This is a genomic window from Streptomyces sp. NPDC049879 (genome assembly GCF_044461265.1).
Taxonomy (GTDB): Bacteria; Actinomycetota; Actinomycetes; order Streptomycetales; family Streptomycetaceae; genus Streptomyces.
The window spans coordinates 439558-455798 of sequence record NZ_JBITKT010000004.1; the positions used below are offsets into that span (position 1 = coordinate 439558).

10 protein-coding genes are annotated in these 16241 nt (G+C 71.5%); 3 read left to right on the forward strand and 7 right to left on the reverse strand.

Translation table 11 applies throughout. From position 1 onward, the window contains the following. Nucleotides 1-250: 250 nt before the first annotated feature. Complete coding sequence (locus ACIBPC_RS16870; protein WP_362965794.1) at nt 251-928, forward strand: lytic polysaccharide monooxygenase; 678 nt, start codon at nt 251-253, stop codon at nt 926-928. Between the two features lie 61 nt (nt 929-989). On the opposite strand, the gene ACIBPC_RS16875 is transcribed toward ACIBPC_RS16870, so the two are convergent. The 7 genes from ACIBPC_RS16875 to ACIBPC_RS16905 all read right to left on the reverse strand — a co-directional run bounded on the left by ACIBPC_RS16875 (nt 990) and on the right by ACIBPC_RS16905 (nt 12275). Continuing rightward, entirely contained in the window at nt 990-2816 is a 1827-nt protein-coding gene (locus ACIBPC_RS16875; RefSeq protein WP_398845192.1) for a glycoside hydrolase family 71/99-like protein, read from the reverse strand. A 234-nt stretch (nt 2817-3050) separates the two neighbouring features. After that, nucleotides 3051-4877 carry a glycoside hydrolase family 2 protein gene (locus ACIBPC_RS16880; protein ID WP_398845195.1) on the reverse strand — a complete coding sequence of 609 codons (1827 nt, stop codon included), beginning with the start codon at nt 4875-4877 and terminating at the stop codon, nt 3051-3053. A gap of 69 nt (nt 4878-4946) precedes the next feature. Further along, nucleotides 4947-7967 carry an alpha-mannosidase gene (locus tag ACIBPC_RS16885; protein ID WP_398845197.1) on the reverse strand — a complete coding sequence of 1007 codons (3021 nt, stop codon included), beginning with the start codon at nt 7965-7967 and terminating at the stop codon, nt 4947-4949. Nucleotides 7968-8020: 53 nt separating this feature from the next. Continuing rightward, nucleotides 8021-8842: a carbohydrate ABC transporter permease gene (locus ACIBPC_RS16890; RefSeq protein ID WP_398845200.1), complete on the reverse strand. Its 822-nt coding sequence runs from the start codon at nt 8840-8842 to the stop codon at nt 8021-8023. Continuing rightward, a complete protein-coding gene (locus ACIBPC_RS16895; RefSeq protein ID WP_398845203.1) occupies nt 8842-9774 on the reverse strand; it encodes a carbohydrate ABC transporter permease in 933 nt (310 codons plus the stop codon). Before ACIBPC_RS16895 ends, ACIBPC_RS16890 begins: the two co-directional genes overlap by 1 nt. 90 nt (nt 9775-9864) lie before the next feature. Beyond that, nucleotides 9865-11145: an ABC transporter substrate-binding protein gene (locus ACIBPC_RS16900; protein WP_398845206.1), complete on the reverse strand. Its 1281-nt coding sequence runs from the start codon at nt 11143-11145 to the stop codon at nt 9865-9867. 155 nt (nt 11146-11300) lie between these two features. Then, nucleotides 11301-12275 (reverse strand): glycoside hydrolase family 130 protein, encoded by a 975-nt coding sequence (locus ACIBPC_RS16905; RefSeq protein ID WP_398845209.1) that lies wholly within the window; start codon nt 12273-12275, stop codon nt 11301-11303. A 520-nt stretch (nt 12276-12795) separates the two neighbouring features. Between ACIBPC_RS16905 and ACIBPC_RS16910 the strand changes: the two genes are divergently transcribed. Next, complete coding sequence (locus tag ACIBPC_RS16910) at nt 12796-14025, forward strand: LacI family DNA-binding transcriptional regulator (protein ID WP_362960119.1); 1230 nt, start codon at nt 12796-12798, stop codon at nt 14023-14025. A gap of 458 nt (nt 14026-14483) precedes the next feature. Continuing rightward, nucleotides 14484-16094: a discoidin domain-containing protein gene (locus tag ACIBPC_RS16915; protein WP_398845212.1), complete on the forward strand. Its 1611-nt coding sequence runs from the start codon at nt 14484-14486 to the stop codon at nt 16092-16094. Nucleotides 16095-16241: the final 147 nt, after the last annotated feature.

Sequence of the window (16241 nt, forward strand, 5' to 3'; positions counted from 1 at the left end):
CCGGGGGCTCGCAGCGGTGGAGGGGGGTGGATTCAGACGAGTTGGTGGGGGTGGTGGAGTGGCGACCAGTCGGTTTGTGGTGTGGGGGGAGTGTTTTGCGCCGTGGGGGTGGTGCGGGGTGTGGATTCGGCTGTGTGCGGGGGGTGTTGCGGGCGTGTGTCCGGCGGTATCGTCCCGGTAATCCTTGGGAGCGCTCCCATACCCGGAACAGTCCTGTCCCCCACCCTTCCGGAAGACGGAGAACGCACGCATGTACGCAGACACCCCCACACGCCGCTGGACGCTGCGGCTGCTCACGCCCGCGCTGACCGCGATCGTCGGTCTCGTCGCCCTGTTCCTCAGCCCGTGGACCACCCCGGCCAACGCGCACGGCTCGATCGTCGAGCCCGCCGGGCGTGCCTACGGCTGCTGGGAGCGGTGGGGCAGCGACCACCTCAACCCGGCCATGCAGCAGCAGGACCCCATGTGCTGGCAGGCCTGGCAGGCGAACCCGAACACCATGTGGAACTGGATGAGCCTCTTCCAGGAGAACCTGGCGGGCAACTGGCAGAGCCGCATCTCCAACGGCAACCTGTGCAGCGCCGGTGACGCGCAGGGCGGCCTGGCCAGCTCGCTCGACAACCCGGGCGCCTGGACGACCACGGACGTCGGCAGCGACTTCAGCGTCCACCTGTACGACACGGCCCGCCACGGCGCCGACTTCTTCGAGGTCTACGTGACCAAGCAGGGCTACAACCCGGCGACCGAGGCGCTCGGCTGGGACGACCTGGAGCTGGTCGAGACGACCGGCAGCTACGCGCCCGCGGCCGACATCGAGTTCGACGTCAGCGCGCCGGGACGCAGCGGCCACCACGTCGTGTACACGATCTGGCAGGCCTCGCACCTGGACCAGACGTACTTCATCTGCAGCGACGTGAACTTCACCTGATCCGGAACGGGTGACGAGCCCGCCGGTCCCGGAGGGGACCGGCGGGCTCGTGCGTTCCCGCTCACCCGTCGGTGATCACCAGGTTGTCGATCCGCGCGTCGAAGGGGCCCGCGGCGCCGGTGCGGTCGTAGCCGATCAGCACCGTCTCGATCGTCGCGCCCGCGAGGTCGGGGCCGAACGCGCTGGTGACGGTGGTCCAGTCGCCGACCGCGCCCTTGGGCGCCGCCGGGTGCATGTCCACACCGTCCTGGGTGGTCGCCGCGCTGTCGCGCAGGGTGCGCCCGTCGCTGAGGACGAGGTCCACGGAGACGTGCCTGCCGCCCTCGTTCTCCGGCAGGAAGTCGTAGGACAGCCGGGTCGCGTCCGAGACGGGGACGCTGACGTCGAACGCCTGGAGGTACGCGTACGAGTGGCCCGTCCCGGAGGCGAGGCCGCGCACCCGGAGCGCGGAGGCGCCGTCGGCGGCGCCGTCGCCGGTGGCGACGCGGAGGGTGGGGCCGCCGCCGCCCTCGGGTCCGGTGACGTTCGCGGTGCCGCCGGGGCCTGGCGTGTCGGTCCAGGTGGGCTGGGCGTCGATCCCGCGTTCGAGCCCGGTGCGCAGGAAGACCGGGCCCTCGCTGAGCGGGACGGGGATCTCGGGCGTCGGCTGCGCGTCGCCCGTGATGACGCGGCTCGCCCGCGCGGCGAGGCGCAGGTAGAAGTCGGGCGAGGTGAACACGCCGTCGGCGCTGGTGGTCTGGAAGTACTGGTCGGTCGGGATCATCGAGGAGTCGGAGGCGGCCGGGGCGATGCTGGTGGCCTCGTCGTACTCGTCGAACATGGCGATGAACGCCTGCGGGATGCCGAGTTCGCGCACGTTGAGCGCCTGCTGCCAGAGGAACCGGCCGGTGTCGCGCGGGATCTGGTTGCGCTCGCCGCCGTTCCAGTTGGCCCAGGAGAAGCCCGGGTAGACCACGGGGAGGTACGCCTGGCCGCGTGAGGCGAGGTCGTCGCGGTCGGCGCGCATGACGGGCAGCAGGTCGGAGCGGTTGCCGACGAACCAGGGCGAGAGCATGTCGAAGGAGTGGTAGACGCCGCTGAACCCGGGCTTGGTCGACGTCTCGGTGCGCCAGCCCCAGGGCACGGCGCCGATGACGTAGGCGCCCTGGTCCTGGAACCACTCGACGACCCGCTGCGCGGTGGCCGCGTCGCCCGGCCGGTTGGTGAACCCGAAGCCGAAGATGCCGACGACGGGGCGGCCGTCCTCGTACGCGTACGACGGGGAGTCGGTCAGGCCGAGGGTGCCGGTGATGGTCTCGGTCCAGTCGGTCTTGAGCGTCTGTTCGAGGTTGGCGTCGGTGAGGCCGCTGATGTCGTACTCGACGTAGAACCCGACGTCGTGGCGCTCGGCCGCGTCCCTGGCGCGGCCGGTGATGGCGTCGCGCTGCTGCTTGCGCTGCGGGACGGTCATGTCCTGGCCGAAGCGCTGGAGCGCGGCGCCGTCGATGCCGTACTCGGCCATCCAGGCGAAGTGCTGGTCGGTGACCTCGGTGGGGTAGGAGGAGAACAGGGTGGCGGGGTCGCCGTTGCCGAGTCCGGCGTAGCCGGTCGGGAAGTGCGCGGACTCGGGGTAGGCCGACATGTCGGGCCACATCTCGAAGGTCTGGTTGCCGGGGGACGGCGTGCTCCCGTTCCAGTGGCGCCACTGGTTGACCGGGGAGCCGTCGCCCTCGGCGGAGAACCAGCCCTGGTAGCCGGCGTAGACCTGGCCGGTGATGTGGTGGTCGCCGGCTCGGGGGGCGGGTTCGGCGTGTGCCCGGGGCAGGGAGACGACCGCGCCGAGGACCAGGAGCAGCGCCAGTCCGATGCGGGCGGGGGTGAGGCGGGGGGACGTGTGGCTGGGGGGCATGGGGCACCCTCTTCTCGGGGGTGGTGGGGGGTGTGGTGCCCGTCATGTAAATCCAATGGATTTCCTGGGTCAACCCTTCGCGCAGCCACAGCGCGGGTTTTCTGCGAAGAATCGTGGTGGGTGGCAGAGAAGTTGGGCCGCCCGGAAGACAATTCGACCGGTTGGGCAGGCCAGTTGGCAGGTAAGTTTTTGAACGAAAAGCCCGCCCGTCCCGGAGGGCGGGCGGGCTCGTGGTCAGGCCGGGTGGCCGGATTCGACGGCGGCCGGGCGTGACTGGGCGTCGCGGACGCGCGCCACGTCCAGCTTCTCGCTGCGGTCGAAGCGGTAGATGCCGTTCTGCTCCTGGAAGACGTCGGTGAGCTGCGTGTAGCAGTAGCCGAACATGTCCGGGTCGTCGAGCAGGACACCGGCCAGCCCGGCGAAGCGGGTCTGGAACTCCTCCTCGTCGCGCGGCCGTTCGCCGTAGCCCCAGGACTTGTCCGGGTTCTCCTCGCGCGCCCGCGCCGCGATCTCAGGGTGCCACCAGATGCCGCCGAACTCGCTGACGAAGTACGGCTGGCCCCGGTAGGGCACGGAGTACGCGGTGCCGTCCGGGTGCTTGTCGGTGTGCGGCCTGCCCTCCGCCAGGCCCGCCATGTCGGCCCGGAAGGCGGCGGGGTCCTGCTCGTAGTGGTGCGCGTCCCAGATGTCGGTCTCGGGGACGCGGTGGGAGTAGCCGGACGAGTCGATGACGGGCCGGGTGGTGTCCATGGCCTTGGTCGCGAGGAACAGGGCGCGCGCGACCGCGTCGAGCTGCGTGATGCGGTCGTGCAGCTTCTGGTCCGTCTCGTTGAGCGGGCACCAGCCGACGATCGAGGGGTGCGAGTAGTCGCGTTCGATCGCCTCCAGCCACTGGGCGACATACGACGCGTCGGGCCGCTGCCGGTCGCCGGGCGGGCCGCCGACGTCGCAGCCCCAGTCGCCGAACTCGCCCCAGACCAGGTAGCCGAGGCGGTCGGCGTGGTACAGAAACCGCTCCTCGAAGACCTTCTGGTGCAGGCGCGCGCCGTTGAACCCGGCGGCCTTGGCCAGTTCGATGTCGCGGACGAGCGCCTCGTCGCTCGGCGCGGTCATCAGCCCGTCGGGGTACCAGCCCTGGTCCAGCACGAGGCGCTGGAAGACGGGGCGCCCGTTGAGGGTGACGGCCTTGCCGGTGATGGCGACGGACCGCAGACCGGCGTAGCTGTCCGCCGTGTCGAGCAACGCGCCGGTGGCGTCGAGAAGTTCGAGCCGCAGGCCGTAGAGGTGCGGGTCCTCCGGGCTCCACTCGCGGCGGCGCCCCTCGGGCACCGGCAGGTACAGGCGCGGCGCCAGGTCGAGGTCCGCGCGGGCCTCGGCGCGCGCCACCTCGCCCTCGGCGTCGGACAGCACGGCCACCACACGGTGCCCGGGGCGGTTGGCGGACAGCGGCAGTTCGAGGTGGAACGCCGATCCGGCCAGGTCGGGCGTGATCCGGGGGCGGCGCAGGTGCACGTCGGCGACCGGCTCCAGCCACACCGTCTGCCAGATGCCCGTGGTGCGGGTGTAGTGGCAGTCGGTGTTGGCGTAGACGACGGCCTGCTTGCCGCGCGCCTGCGGGCCGGACCTGTGGTCGCGGGCGCGCACCGTGAGCACGATCTCGCGGTCCGGCCGGGCGACGCCCAGGTCGGCGGTGAAGGGGGTGAACCCGCCCCGGTGACGGGCGACTTCCTCGCCGTCCGCCCAGACCGTGGTGTCGTGGTCGACGGCGCCGAAGTGCAGCAGCAGGCGCCGCCCGGCCCAGTCGGCGGGCGGGGTGACGGTGCGCCGGTACCAGACGGCCTCGTGGAAGTCGGTGTCGGCGATGCCGGACAGCTCCGACTCCGGGGCGAACGGGACGGTGATCTCGCCGTCCAGCTCGGCGTGCACCAGGCCGCGTTCCAGGCCGCTGTCGCCGGGGTCGAACGCGAACTGCCAGGTGCCGTTGAGGTTCAGCCAGTCGCGCCGGACGAACTGCGGGCGCGGGTACTCCGGACGCGGCACGGCGGCGGCGGAGGTGGTCACGGTGACTCCTTGGTGGGTGCGGCGGGTCGGGGGCGGCGGCGGACGGGTCCACCGCCGCCCCCTCAGGCGTCAGGCGCCCGCGCGGGGGATGCGCAGGGTCACCAGCTGGAAGGGCCGGAACGTCAGGGTGACCGCGCCCGGCTCCTGCGCGACCGCGCAGCGCGGCTCCACGGGACGTTCCAGCAGGTCGGTCTCGACGGCCGTCCCCGCGTCGAAGCCGAGGCCGAGCGTGGCGGTGACGGGCGCGCCGAGCGCCTCGTACAGGCGCACGACGACATCGCCCGAGCCGTCCTCGGCGAGCTTCACCGTCTCGACCACCACCGAGTCGGCGCCGGAGCGTACGAGCGGCTCGACCGGGACGCCGTCCGCCGGGCGCAGCGGCATGTTGAGGCGGTAGCCGGCCCTGACGGCCTCGGCCACGCCGCCGAGGACGAGGGAGGTGCGGAAGGTGTGCGTGCCCTGGTCCGCCTGGGGGTCGGGGAAGAGCGGCGCCTTGAGGAGCGTCTGCCTGACCAGCGAGTACGTGCCGCCGCCCTCCCTGGCGTGGCGGGTGATGTCGTGCCCGTACGTCGCGTCGTTCGCGACGCCGACGCCGAAGCGCGCGTCCTCGACGTGGACCCAGCGCAGCGCCGGGGTCTCGAAACGGGCGGTGTCCCAGCTGGTGTTGGTGTGCGTCGGGCGCTCGATGTGGCCGAACTGGATCTCCGAGCGCGCCGTCGTGGTGTGGACGTCCACCGGGAACGCGAGCTTGAGCATCCGCTGGCTCTCGTGCCAGTCCACGACCGTCTCGATGTCCACGGCGTCGCGCCCGGCCCGCACGGTGAAGGTCTGGGTGACGGACGACCGGCCGAACGTGCGCGTGGTGCGGACCACGGCACGTTCCCCGCCCGCCGTGACGACCTCGACGGAGTCGGCGGCGGTCAGGTCCTCGCCCGACCTGCGGTACTCCACGTCCACGTCCCACGCGTCGAAGCGGCGCGGGGTGTCGCGGAAGACCTGGAGCAGTCCCGCGCGGCGGCCCGGGGGGACGGCCTCGCGGCCGGTCGCGCGGTCGACGAGGGAGCTGATCAGCCCGTCGCCGTCGAACGCCAGGGCCAGCGCGTCACTTGTCACCCGGATACCGGCGGGTGTCTCCTCCAGTGTCACCTCGCCCTCGATCCGGCGCGGCGCGACGCCGAACGCGGGGACGCCGTCGATCGCGAACGGCGAGGCGTTCGCCCAGAGCCGCTCGCCCCCGCCGGTGCCGGTGACCGTGCGCACGGCGTCGGAGATCAGCGGTTCGAGACGAGCCGCGACCTTCCGGTACTCCTCCTCCGCCTGGTCGTGCACCCAGCCGATGCTGGAGCCGGGCAGGATGTCGTGGAACTGCTGGAGCAGCACCGTGTGCCACGAGCGCCGCAGCGCGTCCACCGGGTAGTCGGCACCGGTCCGCACGGCGGCGGTCGCGGCCCACAGCTCCGCCTCGTGCAGCAGCCGCTCGCTCTCCCGGTTGCCGCGCTTGGTGCGCGCCTGGGACGTGTACGTGCCGCGGTGGCTCTCCAGGTACAGCTCGCCCGACCACACCGGCACGGGGTCGATCTCCGCCGACGCGGCGGCGAAGAACGCGGCGGGCGCCGCGACCCGTACGGTCGGGGACCCTTCGAGGGACGCGGCGCGCCGCGCGGCGGCCATCATCTCGCGGGTGGGGCCGCCGCCGCCGTCGCCGAAGCCGAACGGGACGAGCGAGGTGTTCGCCCGGCCCTTGTCGGCGAAGTTGCGCTCGGTGTGGGCGAGTTCGGCCGGGGAGAGCGTGGAGTTGTACGTGTCGACCGGCGGGAAGTGGGCGAAGACCCGGCTGCCGTCGATGCCCTCCCAGGCGAACGTGTGGTGCGGGAACTGGTTGACCTCGTTCCACGACAGCTTCTGCGTCAGGAAGTACTCGGCCCCCGCCGCGCGGGCGATCCCCGGCAGCGCCGCGGTGTAGCCGAACGAGTCGGGCAGCCACACCTCGTGCGTCTCGACGCCGAACTCCCGCAGGAAGAACGCCTTCCCCTCCACGAACTGCCTGGCCAGCGACTCGGGCCCCGGCATGTTGGTGTCGGACTCCACCCACATGCCGCCGACGGGCACGAAGCGCCCCTCGGCGACCCGTTCGCGTATCCGCTCGAACAGCTCCGGGTAGAACTCCTTGATCCACGCGAACTGCTGCGCCGAGGAGCAGGCGAAGACGAGGTCGGGGTCCTGGTCCATGAGGTCCAGCACGTTGGAGAAGGTGCGGGCGCACTTGCGCACCGTCTCGCGGACCGGCCACAGCCAGGCGGAGTCGATGTGGGCGTGGCCGACCGCGTAGACGCGGTGCGCGCTGCGGGCGGCGGGCGCGGCCAGCGCGTCGCGCAGCGCCTCGCGCGCGAGCCCGGCCGTGCCGTGGACGTCGTGCGGGGCCACCGCGTCCACGGCGGCGTCGAGCGCGGCGAACAGCTCGGCGCGGCGCGGGGACGCGAGCGGCAGCTCCCGCGCGAGGCCGAGCGCGGTGTGGACGTCCTGGATCAGCTCCCACACCTCGCGGTCGCGGTGCACGAGGGCGATGCGGCCGAGCGCGTACAGCGGGCGGTCGGGGGCGGTCTCCTTGCGGCCGAGCGGGGAGGGCTCGAACGTGGACTCGCCGATGATGTTCGGGTTGGCGGCGGCCTCGACGTAGACCTCGAACGTCCCGCCGGGGCCCAGGCCGAGGCGCACGTAGTCGTTGCGCGGCTCGATCGCCTTGAGCGTGCGGCCCTCGCGGTCGTAGACCAGGGCCTCGACCTGGAAGCCGGCCGAGTCCCCGACGAAGCCGGGGTCCACGACCAGTTCGACGTCGTCAGGCCCGGCGTCCCACTCCTCCGGCACGGTGCCGGAGACGCGGAACCACGACGTGGCCCAGGGGCGCCCCCAGGGCTCCCCCGCCCCGACGGGTGCGAAGCTCCCGCGCACCGCCTCCGCGAACGGGACGGGCTCGTCCGGCACGTGCCAGACCTCCGTCCGCACCGGCACGGCGGCCCGCTCGCGCGCGGGTTCGAGCCGTTCGCGCACGAGGCGGTCGACGCGCAGCTGGATGGACTCGTGGTGGTGCAACGGGAACTCCTTGGTGACGCTGGTGGGCACGGGGAGCGCGGGGAGGGCGGTGCTCAGAACTGGCCGAGTGACAGGCCCCGCGCGAAGAAGCGCTGGGTGAACAGGAACAGCAGGACGGTCGGGATGGAGACGATCAGGCCGCCCGCGAGGAGGACCGGCATCGTGGCGCCGCCGTAGTTGCCCTGGAGCGCCGCGAGGGACGCCATCAGCGGCCTGACCTCCTCGGAGCGGGTCAGCGTCAGCCCGAGGAGCAGGTCGTTCCACACGCTCGTCGCCTGGAGGATGAACAGCGCGACGAGCGCGGGCGTGGACATGGGGAGATAGATCCGCCAGAAGATGCGCCACGTGGACGCGCCGTCCACGATCGCCGCCTCGAACGTCTGGCGCGCGATGCCGCTGAAGAAGTTGCGCATCACGAACGACGTGAACGCCACCGAGACGACCGTGTAGATGAGGATCATGCCGAGCCTGGTGTCGTACAGGTCGAAGTCGACGTAGCCGGTGAACAGCGGCATCAGCAGCATCTGGAGCGGAAAGACCGACGACGTGAAGATGACGACGAGCCACAGGAAGCCGGCCCGCAGGCGCAGCGCCACGATGGCGTACCCGGCGGCGGCGCCGATCAGCACCGACAGCGCGGGCGCGGTGACGGAGTAGACCGCCGTCGCGGAGAAGCTCTCGGAGAGGTGGCCGCGCGTCCAGGCGGTGTTGATGTTGTCCCACAGGCCGCTGATGTCGGCGGGCACCCAGGCCGAGGAGTCCACGTATGTGTCCTCGGGCTTGGCCGCGTTGACGAGCATCAGGTAGATGGGGGCGAGCCAGACCAGTCCGAGGACGATCACGGCGGCCTTGCGGAGGCGTTGCGAACCGCCCATCACGCTTCCCTCCCGTCGGAGAGCTGCCGTCGCAGGTAGAGCAGGGAGGCCGCGACGGTGATGAAGGTCAGGAAGAGGGCGATGGCGGCGCCGAGGCCGTAGTCGTAGCTGATGAACGACGTCTTGTACATCGTCAGGGCCAGCGTCTCGGACGACCTGCCGGGGCCGCCCTGGGTCATCGCGTAGATGACGTCGAACTGCTTCAGCGAGCCGACGATGGACAGGCCGACGACCACGGTCGTCAGCGGCGTGAGCATCGGCCAGGTGATGGTGCGGAAGAGGGTGAAGCCGGACGCGCCGTCGAGGCGGGCCGCCTCCAGGGGCTCCCGGGGGATCGACTGGAGTCCGACGGTGAACAGCAGCGCGTTCACGCCCACGCCCTGCCAGGAGGACGCGGCGATCATGCTGAACGTGTTGAGCGGCGAGTCGAGCAGCCAGCGCGGCGCGTCGTCGACGCCGAAGAGGCCGAACACCTCGTCGAGCGCGCCGTCCGTCTGGAGGAGGAACTTCCAGATGACGCCGACCGCGACGCCGGATATCGCGTACGGCACGAGGAACGGCAGCCGGTACCAGACGGCGCCCTTGAGGTCGTACACGAGGACGGCGACCAGCAGGCCGAGGCCGACGGGGATCAGCAGCGTGCCGACGACCCAGTAGAGGGTGTTGAGCAGCGAGGTGCCGAACCCCGGGTCGTCGAACATCTCGGCGAACTTGGACAGGCCGACCCACGCGGGGCTGTCGAGCCCGTTGTACTCGGTGAAGGCCAGGTAGCCCGTCCACAGGAACGGCGTGTAGAGGAGGAGCGCGCAGAGCAGGAGCGCGGGTGAGACGAAACCGCGGGCCGCCCACTGGTGCTGCCGGTGGGAACGGCGGGGGCGGCGGTCCCGGGGCGCCGCTGCGACGCCCGCGGGACGGCGCGTCGTCACGGACATGGGCTCACCTTTCCGGCCGCCGGGACCGCGTGGGGTCCCGGCGGCACCGTGCAGGGGGTGGAGGAGGACGAGGAGGGCATGGCCGGCCGGTCAGCCCTGCTGGGACCAGTACTCGTCGGCCACCGACTGAAGTGCCTCAAGGCCGTCCATCGGGTCGTCGGGCGCGTCGCTCACGAACTCGCCGAAGACCTCCTTGGACCGGTTGTAGACGTCCCACGGGACCATCTCCTGGAAGCGCTGCTGCACCTGCAGCTCACCGCTGCCGACGGCCCCGACGACGGCCGCCATCTCCGGGTCGGCCACGGGGACGTCGGGGTTGTAGGAGGGGTCGCCGCGGGACTCGCTCCAGTGCGTCTGCGCCTCGTCGTCCATCCACCAGCGGCTGTACTCCAGCGCGGCCTCCTCGTGGGCGGCGCCGCGTGCCACGCACAGCGGGCCGGTCTCCAGGACCATCTGGCCGTTCGGGAGGGAGGGGTCGACGTTGGGGAAGGGGAAGACGCCGAAGTCCTCGCCGGGGACGGAGTCGATGGAGGCCAGCTCGCCGGTGAGGAAGCTGCCGAAGGAGGCCATCGCGACGTCGCCGGACGCCAGGAGCGCCTCGGGCTCGGTGGTCACGCCGGGGTCGAGGAAGTAGCCGTCGTGCATCATGTCGAGCCACTGCTGCGCCGCGTCGACGACCACGGGGTCGGTGAACGAGGTCTCGCCCGTGCCGAGGCCCGCGTACGCCTCGGGGTCGGTGCCCGCGAGGATGTTCTGGAACCAGACGAACTCGAAGAACACGTTCATCTGGTGGAAGGGCGTGACGCCCGCGTCGCGCAGGACGGTGGCGGCGTCCATCAGCTCGTCGAAGGTGGTGGGCACCTCAAGGCCGTGCTCCTCGAAGACGTGCTTGTTGTAGTAGACGGGCCAGTAGGCGACGTTGAGCGGGACGCAGTACTGCTTGCCGTCGTAGGTGTAGTTGTCTATGAGCCCGTCGGGGACCAGGCCCTCGGCCTCCGCCTCGGCCCAGATGTCGGTGGTCTCGGCCACGACGCCCTGCTCCACGAGGTCGGCGAGCTTCTCGCCGGTGGACCAGGTGAACAGGTCGGGCCGCTCGTTGGTCTGGAAGGACTGGCGGACGAAGCTGTCGTACGCGGCGGCGTCGGAGCCGGGCGTCTGGACGACGTCGAGCACCATGCCCTCGGCGCGGGACACCTCGTTCTGCGCCTCGAACGAGTCGTTCCAGCCGCCCTTGTCCATGTAGAACGTCAGCTCGGTCGGGTCGTCCGCCGTGCCCGCCCCGTCGCCGCCGCCGGAGCCGCTGGAACAGGCTGCCGTGGTCAGGGTGAGCAAGCCCGCCACCGAGGCGGTCAGTACTCCGATTCTGCGCATCGATCTCTCCTCATTGCGAAGATCGTCTGGTGTCGTGCCGGTGTCCGGTGGACGCCGGGCGGCGGCGTGTGGCATGCGCACGCCCAGGGGGGACGGCGGCCGGGGGAACGGGGTGCCCCGCGGCTCCCGGTGGCGACGCGTCGCCCGGCGGCGGGTCAGCCCGCGGCCGTGTCGCCGTAGTGGTGGGTCGCGGGGTCGTACACGGCGACGGCGAGGGTCGTGTCGCTCTGCCCGTAGTAGGCGAGCCAGCGGCCCCGGTGCTCGACGAGCCCCTCGACGAAGGTGACGTTCGAGACGAGGCCGTTGCGTTCCTCGAAGGTCCTGGGCCGGAGCCAGGGCCTGGTCATGGACGCGATGACCCGGGTGGGGTCGGACAGGGGGATGGCGATCTGGCCGCACCGGTAGTCGACGTCGGTCGTCTCGCCCTTCCGCGCGCCGTTGGTGAGGAAGACCATCAGCCCGTTGTCCGTGATGACGGGGGGCGGGCCGATCTCGACCAGCAGTTCGTCCCAGCTGCCCGGGGTCGGGCTGTGGACGGGCCGGTCGTTCGGGCAGGGCGTCCAGTGCAGGAGGTCGTCGGACGTGGCGTGGAAGATGGCGCCCTCGCCGAAGTACATCCACCAGCGGCCGTCGATGCGTTCGGGGACGATGACGCCGGCCTTGTGCCAGGTGCCGCCCGGCTTCGGGTGCGTGGTGGCGAAGGTGTCGTACCCGTCCTCGATGACCGGCCCGTGCTTGGTCCAGGCGCGCAGGTCGCGCGACGTCGCCAGGCAGAGCCGGGCGGCGACGCCGTCCCAGCCGGTGTAGGTGAGGTAGAACGTGTCGCCGATCCGCGTGACGCGCGGGTCCTCGCAGCCGCGGCTCTCGTACGGGTGCTCGGGCGAGAGGACGGGGGCGTCCTCCCGTTCGAAGGTGAAGCCGTCCCGGCTCCTGGCGATGCCGATGTGGGACACGATGTCCGCGGCGTGGGCCCGGTAGAGCAGGACGACCTCGCCGTCGACCACGACGGCGGCCGGGTTGTACAGGTTCGACGACTCCCAGCCGTCGCCGCGCGGGCGGAGCACGGGGTTGCCCTCGTACGGGGTGAAGGGGCCGAGGGGAAAGGGCACCGTCGCCCTGCCTGCCGTCATACGCCGTGCTCCTCGTGCGGATCGGACCCTCGCGGCCCGGGAGGCCCTGACGCTACAAGTGGCACATTAATGCGTCAAGGGTCTGGTGCGAGCGAATGTTCTCTCCGTGAGCGGGACCTGGCTCCGGGTCCGCGCCCGGCGCTTTGTCGGCGGCGGGGGCCGGGGGCCCGCACGGCGGCGGGCCGGTGGGCGCGTACGCGGGCCACCCGTCCGGGCGCGCCTCAACTGCACGTCGGGCGACGGCTGTTCGACGGCCCGGAGATATGCCGCCACCTGGCCTTTTGTGCCGCCGAACGCGCGGATCGCACTCACGGGGACGCCCGCGCACAGGGACGTACGCCGGGGATCGGCCCACCCCTCGCACCGGCCCCGCCGCGGATCGCACAGTGCCGCGCACAGCAACTGCCCACCCCATACGACCGGACACGTAGGGTGATGCTGCGCCGGTCAGACCATGCGGGAAAAGACGCTTAGACGCATTAATCTCTGAAGGGCCGGGTCCATCCGCTAGGCTTCACGCGTGGAGGCGAGTGAAGCAACACCAGGACCGGCGCCCGGGGAACCGGCGGACGGCACCGGACACCCGGACGGCGGTCCCGCCGAGGACACCGCGGTCCCCGTCCCGCCCTCGCGGGAGCCGGGCACCTCGTTGTTCCAGTGGGTCAAGCAGTCCCTGCTCGACTCGATCGAGCGCGGGGAGTTCACCCCCGACGAGCCCTTCATCACGCAGCGGGAGATCGTCGAGCGCTTCGGCGTCTCCACGACGACGGCCGTGCGCGCGCTCAACGAGCTGGTGGCGGAAGGGGTGATGGTCAGGCGCCGCGGCCTCGGCACGTTCGTCGTCGAGCGGCGCCCCGAGCCGCGGATCAGCCGCCCCGCGATCGGCGGAACCGTGAGCTACATCTGCCCCGACGACCAGGGCATCCACCACAGCCTGCTGCTGTCCGGGCTCGCGGCCGAGGCGCGCGACCTGGGGTACACGCTCGCCGTCGCCCACACCGTCAGCCGGCAGGACGAGCCCGCCGTGCTGCGCCGGGTGGCGGCGAGCGGGGTCAGCGGCGTGGTCCTCTTCCCGCAGGACCGCTCCGAGTCCTCGCGGACCGTGGAGGCGCTGCGCGGCGACGGGCTGCCCGTCGTGCTGGTCGACCGGTACTTCCCCGACGTGCCGACGGACGCGGTGCTCTTCGACGACTTCGCCGTGGGCCACGCCGTGACCGGCGCCGTGCTCGGCCGGGGGCACGAAGCGCCCGTCGTGCTGTGGAGCGACGCGGACGTGACGAGCGTCCGCGACCGCCGCAGCGGCTACCTGCGCGCCCTGCGCGACCGGGACCTGACCGCCCACCCGGACCGTTCGGCGCTCGTGAGCTACGTCGACCTGCCGCAGGAGGAGCGCCGTCAGCGGCTCCTGTCGTTCCTCGACTCGCCGCTCGGCCTGACGGCCCTGATCTGCGGCAACGCCGTCACCCTCGCCCTGGCAGTGGACGACCTCCTGTCCCTGGACCGCGACCTGTCCCACACCGTGGAGCTGGCGAGCATGGACGACGCGGGTCCCGCGGGCCTCGCGCCGCTGACGGTCGTCTCCACCCGGCTGCCCGCGGGCGAGATGGGCCAGGAGGCGATCCGCAGGCTGCACAGCAGGATCGCCGGGTCGGACGCGCCGCTCGACCACATCGTCCTGCCCGCGAGCGTGACCACGCCGGGCGCGCGGCGCCACGCGCTCGGCATCGTCCCGGCCGTCACCGAACTCTGACCGGCCGCCGCCGTCCGGGGCGGTGCGCGCCGGGCCGTCGTGCCCGGCACGCGCCTCCCGGGGCAGGCGGACGTTCCGTCGAATTCCCCTGACCGCCCGCGTTTTTGCCGCCATGCCCCTTGACGCCGGGGAAAAGCGTCCCGACAGGCTGTCCGTGCGCCGCACTTGGGCGGGAGAAGTCCAGGTGGCGGCGGTCTTCGGGGCTTTCGCGCGTTTAACTCTTGACGCAGTCGCGAGGCCGCTCATAGCCTCCCGATACCGAGATCACCTCCTTTCTCGTGATGCCACCGGTCCGCACTCCGAACGCGGCCGTGGAGCCGCCGACTTCGCCTTCCCTTTTCCCCGCTTCCGCCTTTTCCCCACACTTCTCCTTTCCCCCGCCTCCCACGGACACGGCACCCAGGAATACGCCGTGACCGCGCCCCCCACTGTCCTGAATCGCTCTCCGGGAGTGACAATTGAAGCGCCATACAAGAAAACTCGTCACCGGCCTGATGACGGCCGCCCTCACCCTCACCGCGGGCATCACGGGATCGTCCGCCGCGACCGCCGCGACCGCCGCCGACCCCGTCCTCACGGCCTCACCGGCCGGTGACTGGACCGCCCTGCTGAACAGGTCGGGGACCTCGAACGGCTGGCAGGGTGCCGACGGCATCTACTCGACGCCGCTGGACGAGGCGCGGACGTTCGGCGGCGCGACCAGCGCCGACAGGACGTTCTTCATCTTCAGCGACACGATCCTCGGCTCGTCCGACGCGGCCGGGAACGTGAGCGGCCTGGCCTACCAGAACCATTCGTCCGCGGTGCTGCGGGGCAACACCCCCACGGCGGGCAACATGGCCTTCAAGTACGGCTACCGCGCCGACATGAGCACCGGCCAGTGGGACAACCTCTTCGGGTACACCGCCTGGATGCAGGGCGGCCTCACGGTCGGCGGCACCGTCTACACGTTCGGCATCCCGTTCGACAGCGACTGGAAGCCGCAGCAGGTGGACCTGATCTCCGTCCCCGTCGCCGACGGCGAGCCGGACTACACGCGCTTCACCAGGACCTCCGCCGTCTCCCAGCTGCACCGCAGGACGACGGACTTCCTGTACGACTACGGCATAGGGACGCTGAACAACTCCCGCCAGGCGGGCGCGCCGAACCCGGACGGGTACATCTACCTCTACGGCTACCGGGACGCCCTCACCGGAGACCGGGCGAACACGAAGGACCTCATCGTGTCGCGCGTCGCACGATCCGAATTCCCGAACCTCGGCAACATCCGCTACTGGAACGGGAACGGCTGGAGTGCCACGCTCACCGATTCCGCCCCGCTGATCGGCGACGTCTCCACCGAGGCGAGCGTCACCCCCGTCACCAGCGGACCGTACGCGGGCAAGTACATCGCGGTCTACACGAGGAATGTGCAGAGCCCGGACATGATGTACGCGATCGGCGACAGCCCGGTCGGGCCTTTCTCCGCGCCGGTCAGGTTCTATTCCGCCCCCGAATACGAGGGCGCGGGCAACGGGCAGCGGTACACGTACAACGCCAAAGCACATCCGGCGCTTTCCGACTCGGGCGAACTCCTGGTGTCGTACAACGTCAACCGCATGGGCGGCGCGAGCAACGCGAACGACTACCGGCCGCGTTTCCTGAGCCTCGACCTGGGCGCCGGGACCACCACGGCGAACGTCGCGCTGAACAAACCCGCGTCCGCGTCGTCCACCGACGACCCCGCGAGCCGCACCGCGCGTATGGCGTTCGACGGGAATCCCGCGACCCGCTGGTCGTCCGCGTACAGCGATCCGCAGTGGATCGAGGTCGATCTCGGCGGGACGTTCACCGTCAGCGGCGCGAGACTGAACTGGGAGACCGCGTACGGCAGGGGCTACCGCATCCAGGTCTCCGGCAATCGCACCCACTGGACCACGGTCCACACGACCACGGCCGGGGACGGCGGGACCGACACCCTTTCCTTCCCCGGCGTGAACGCCAGATACGTCCGGCTGTACGGCACCCAGCGCGGGACGGGCTGGGGCTACTCCCTCTGGGACTTCGAGGTCCAGGGAAGGCCCGCCTAGCCACCGGACCGCCCCGCCCCCACCCGTGCGGGGGGCGGGGCCAAGGTCACGACTGGGACACATGTGCTTCACCGATCGGACCGCACCCTTCACCCGTTCACCCGGAGGTGTCTACTTGACGGAGCCGGTGCGCGCACACGCGGCCGA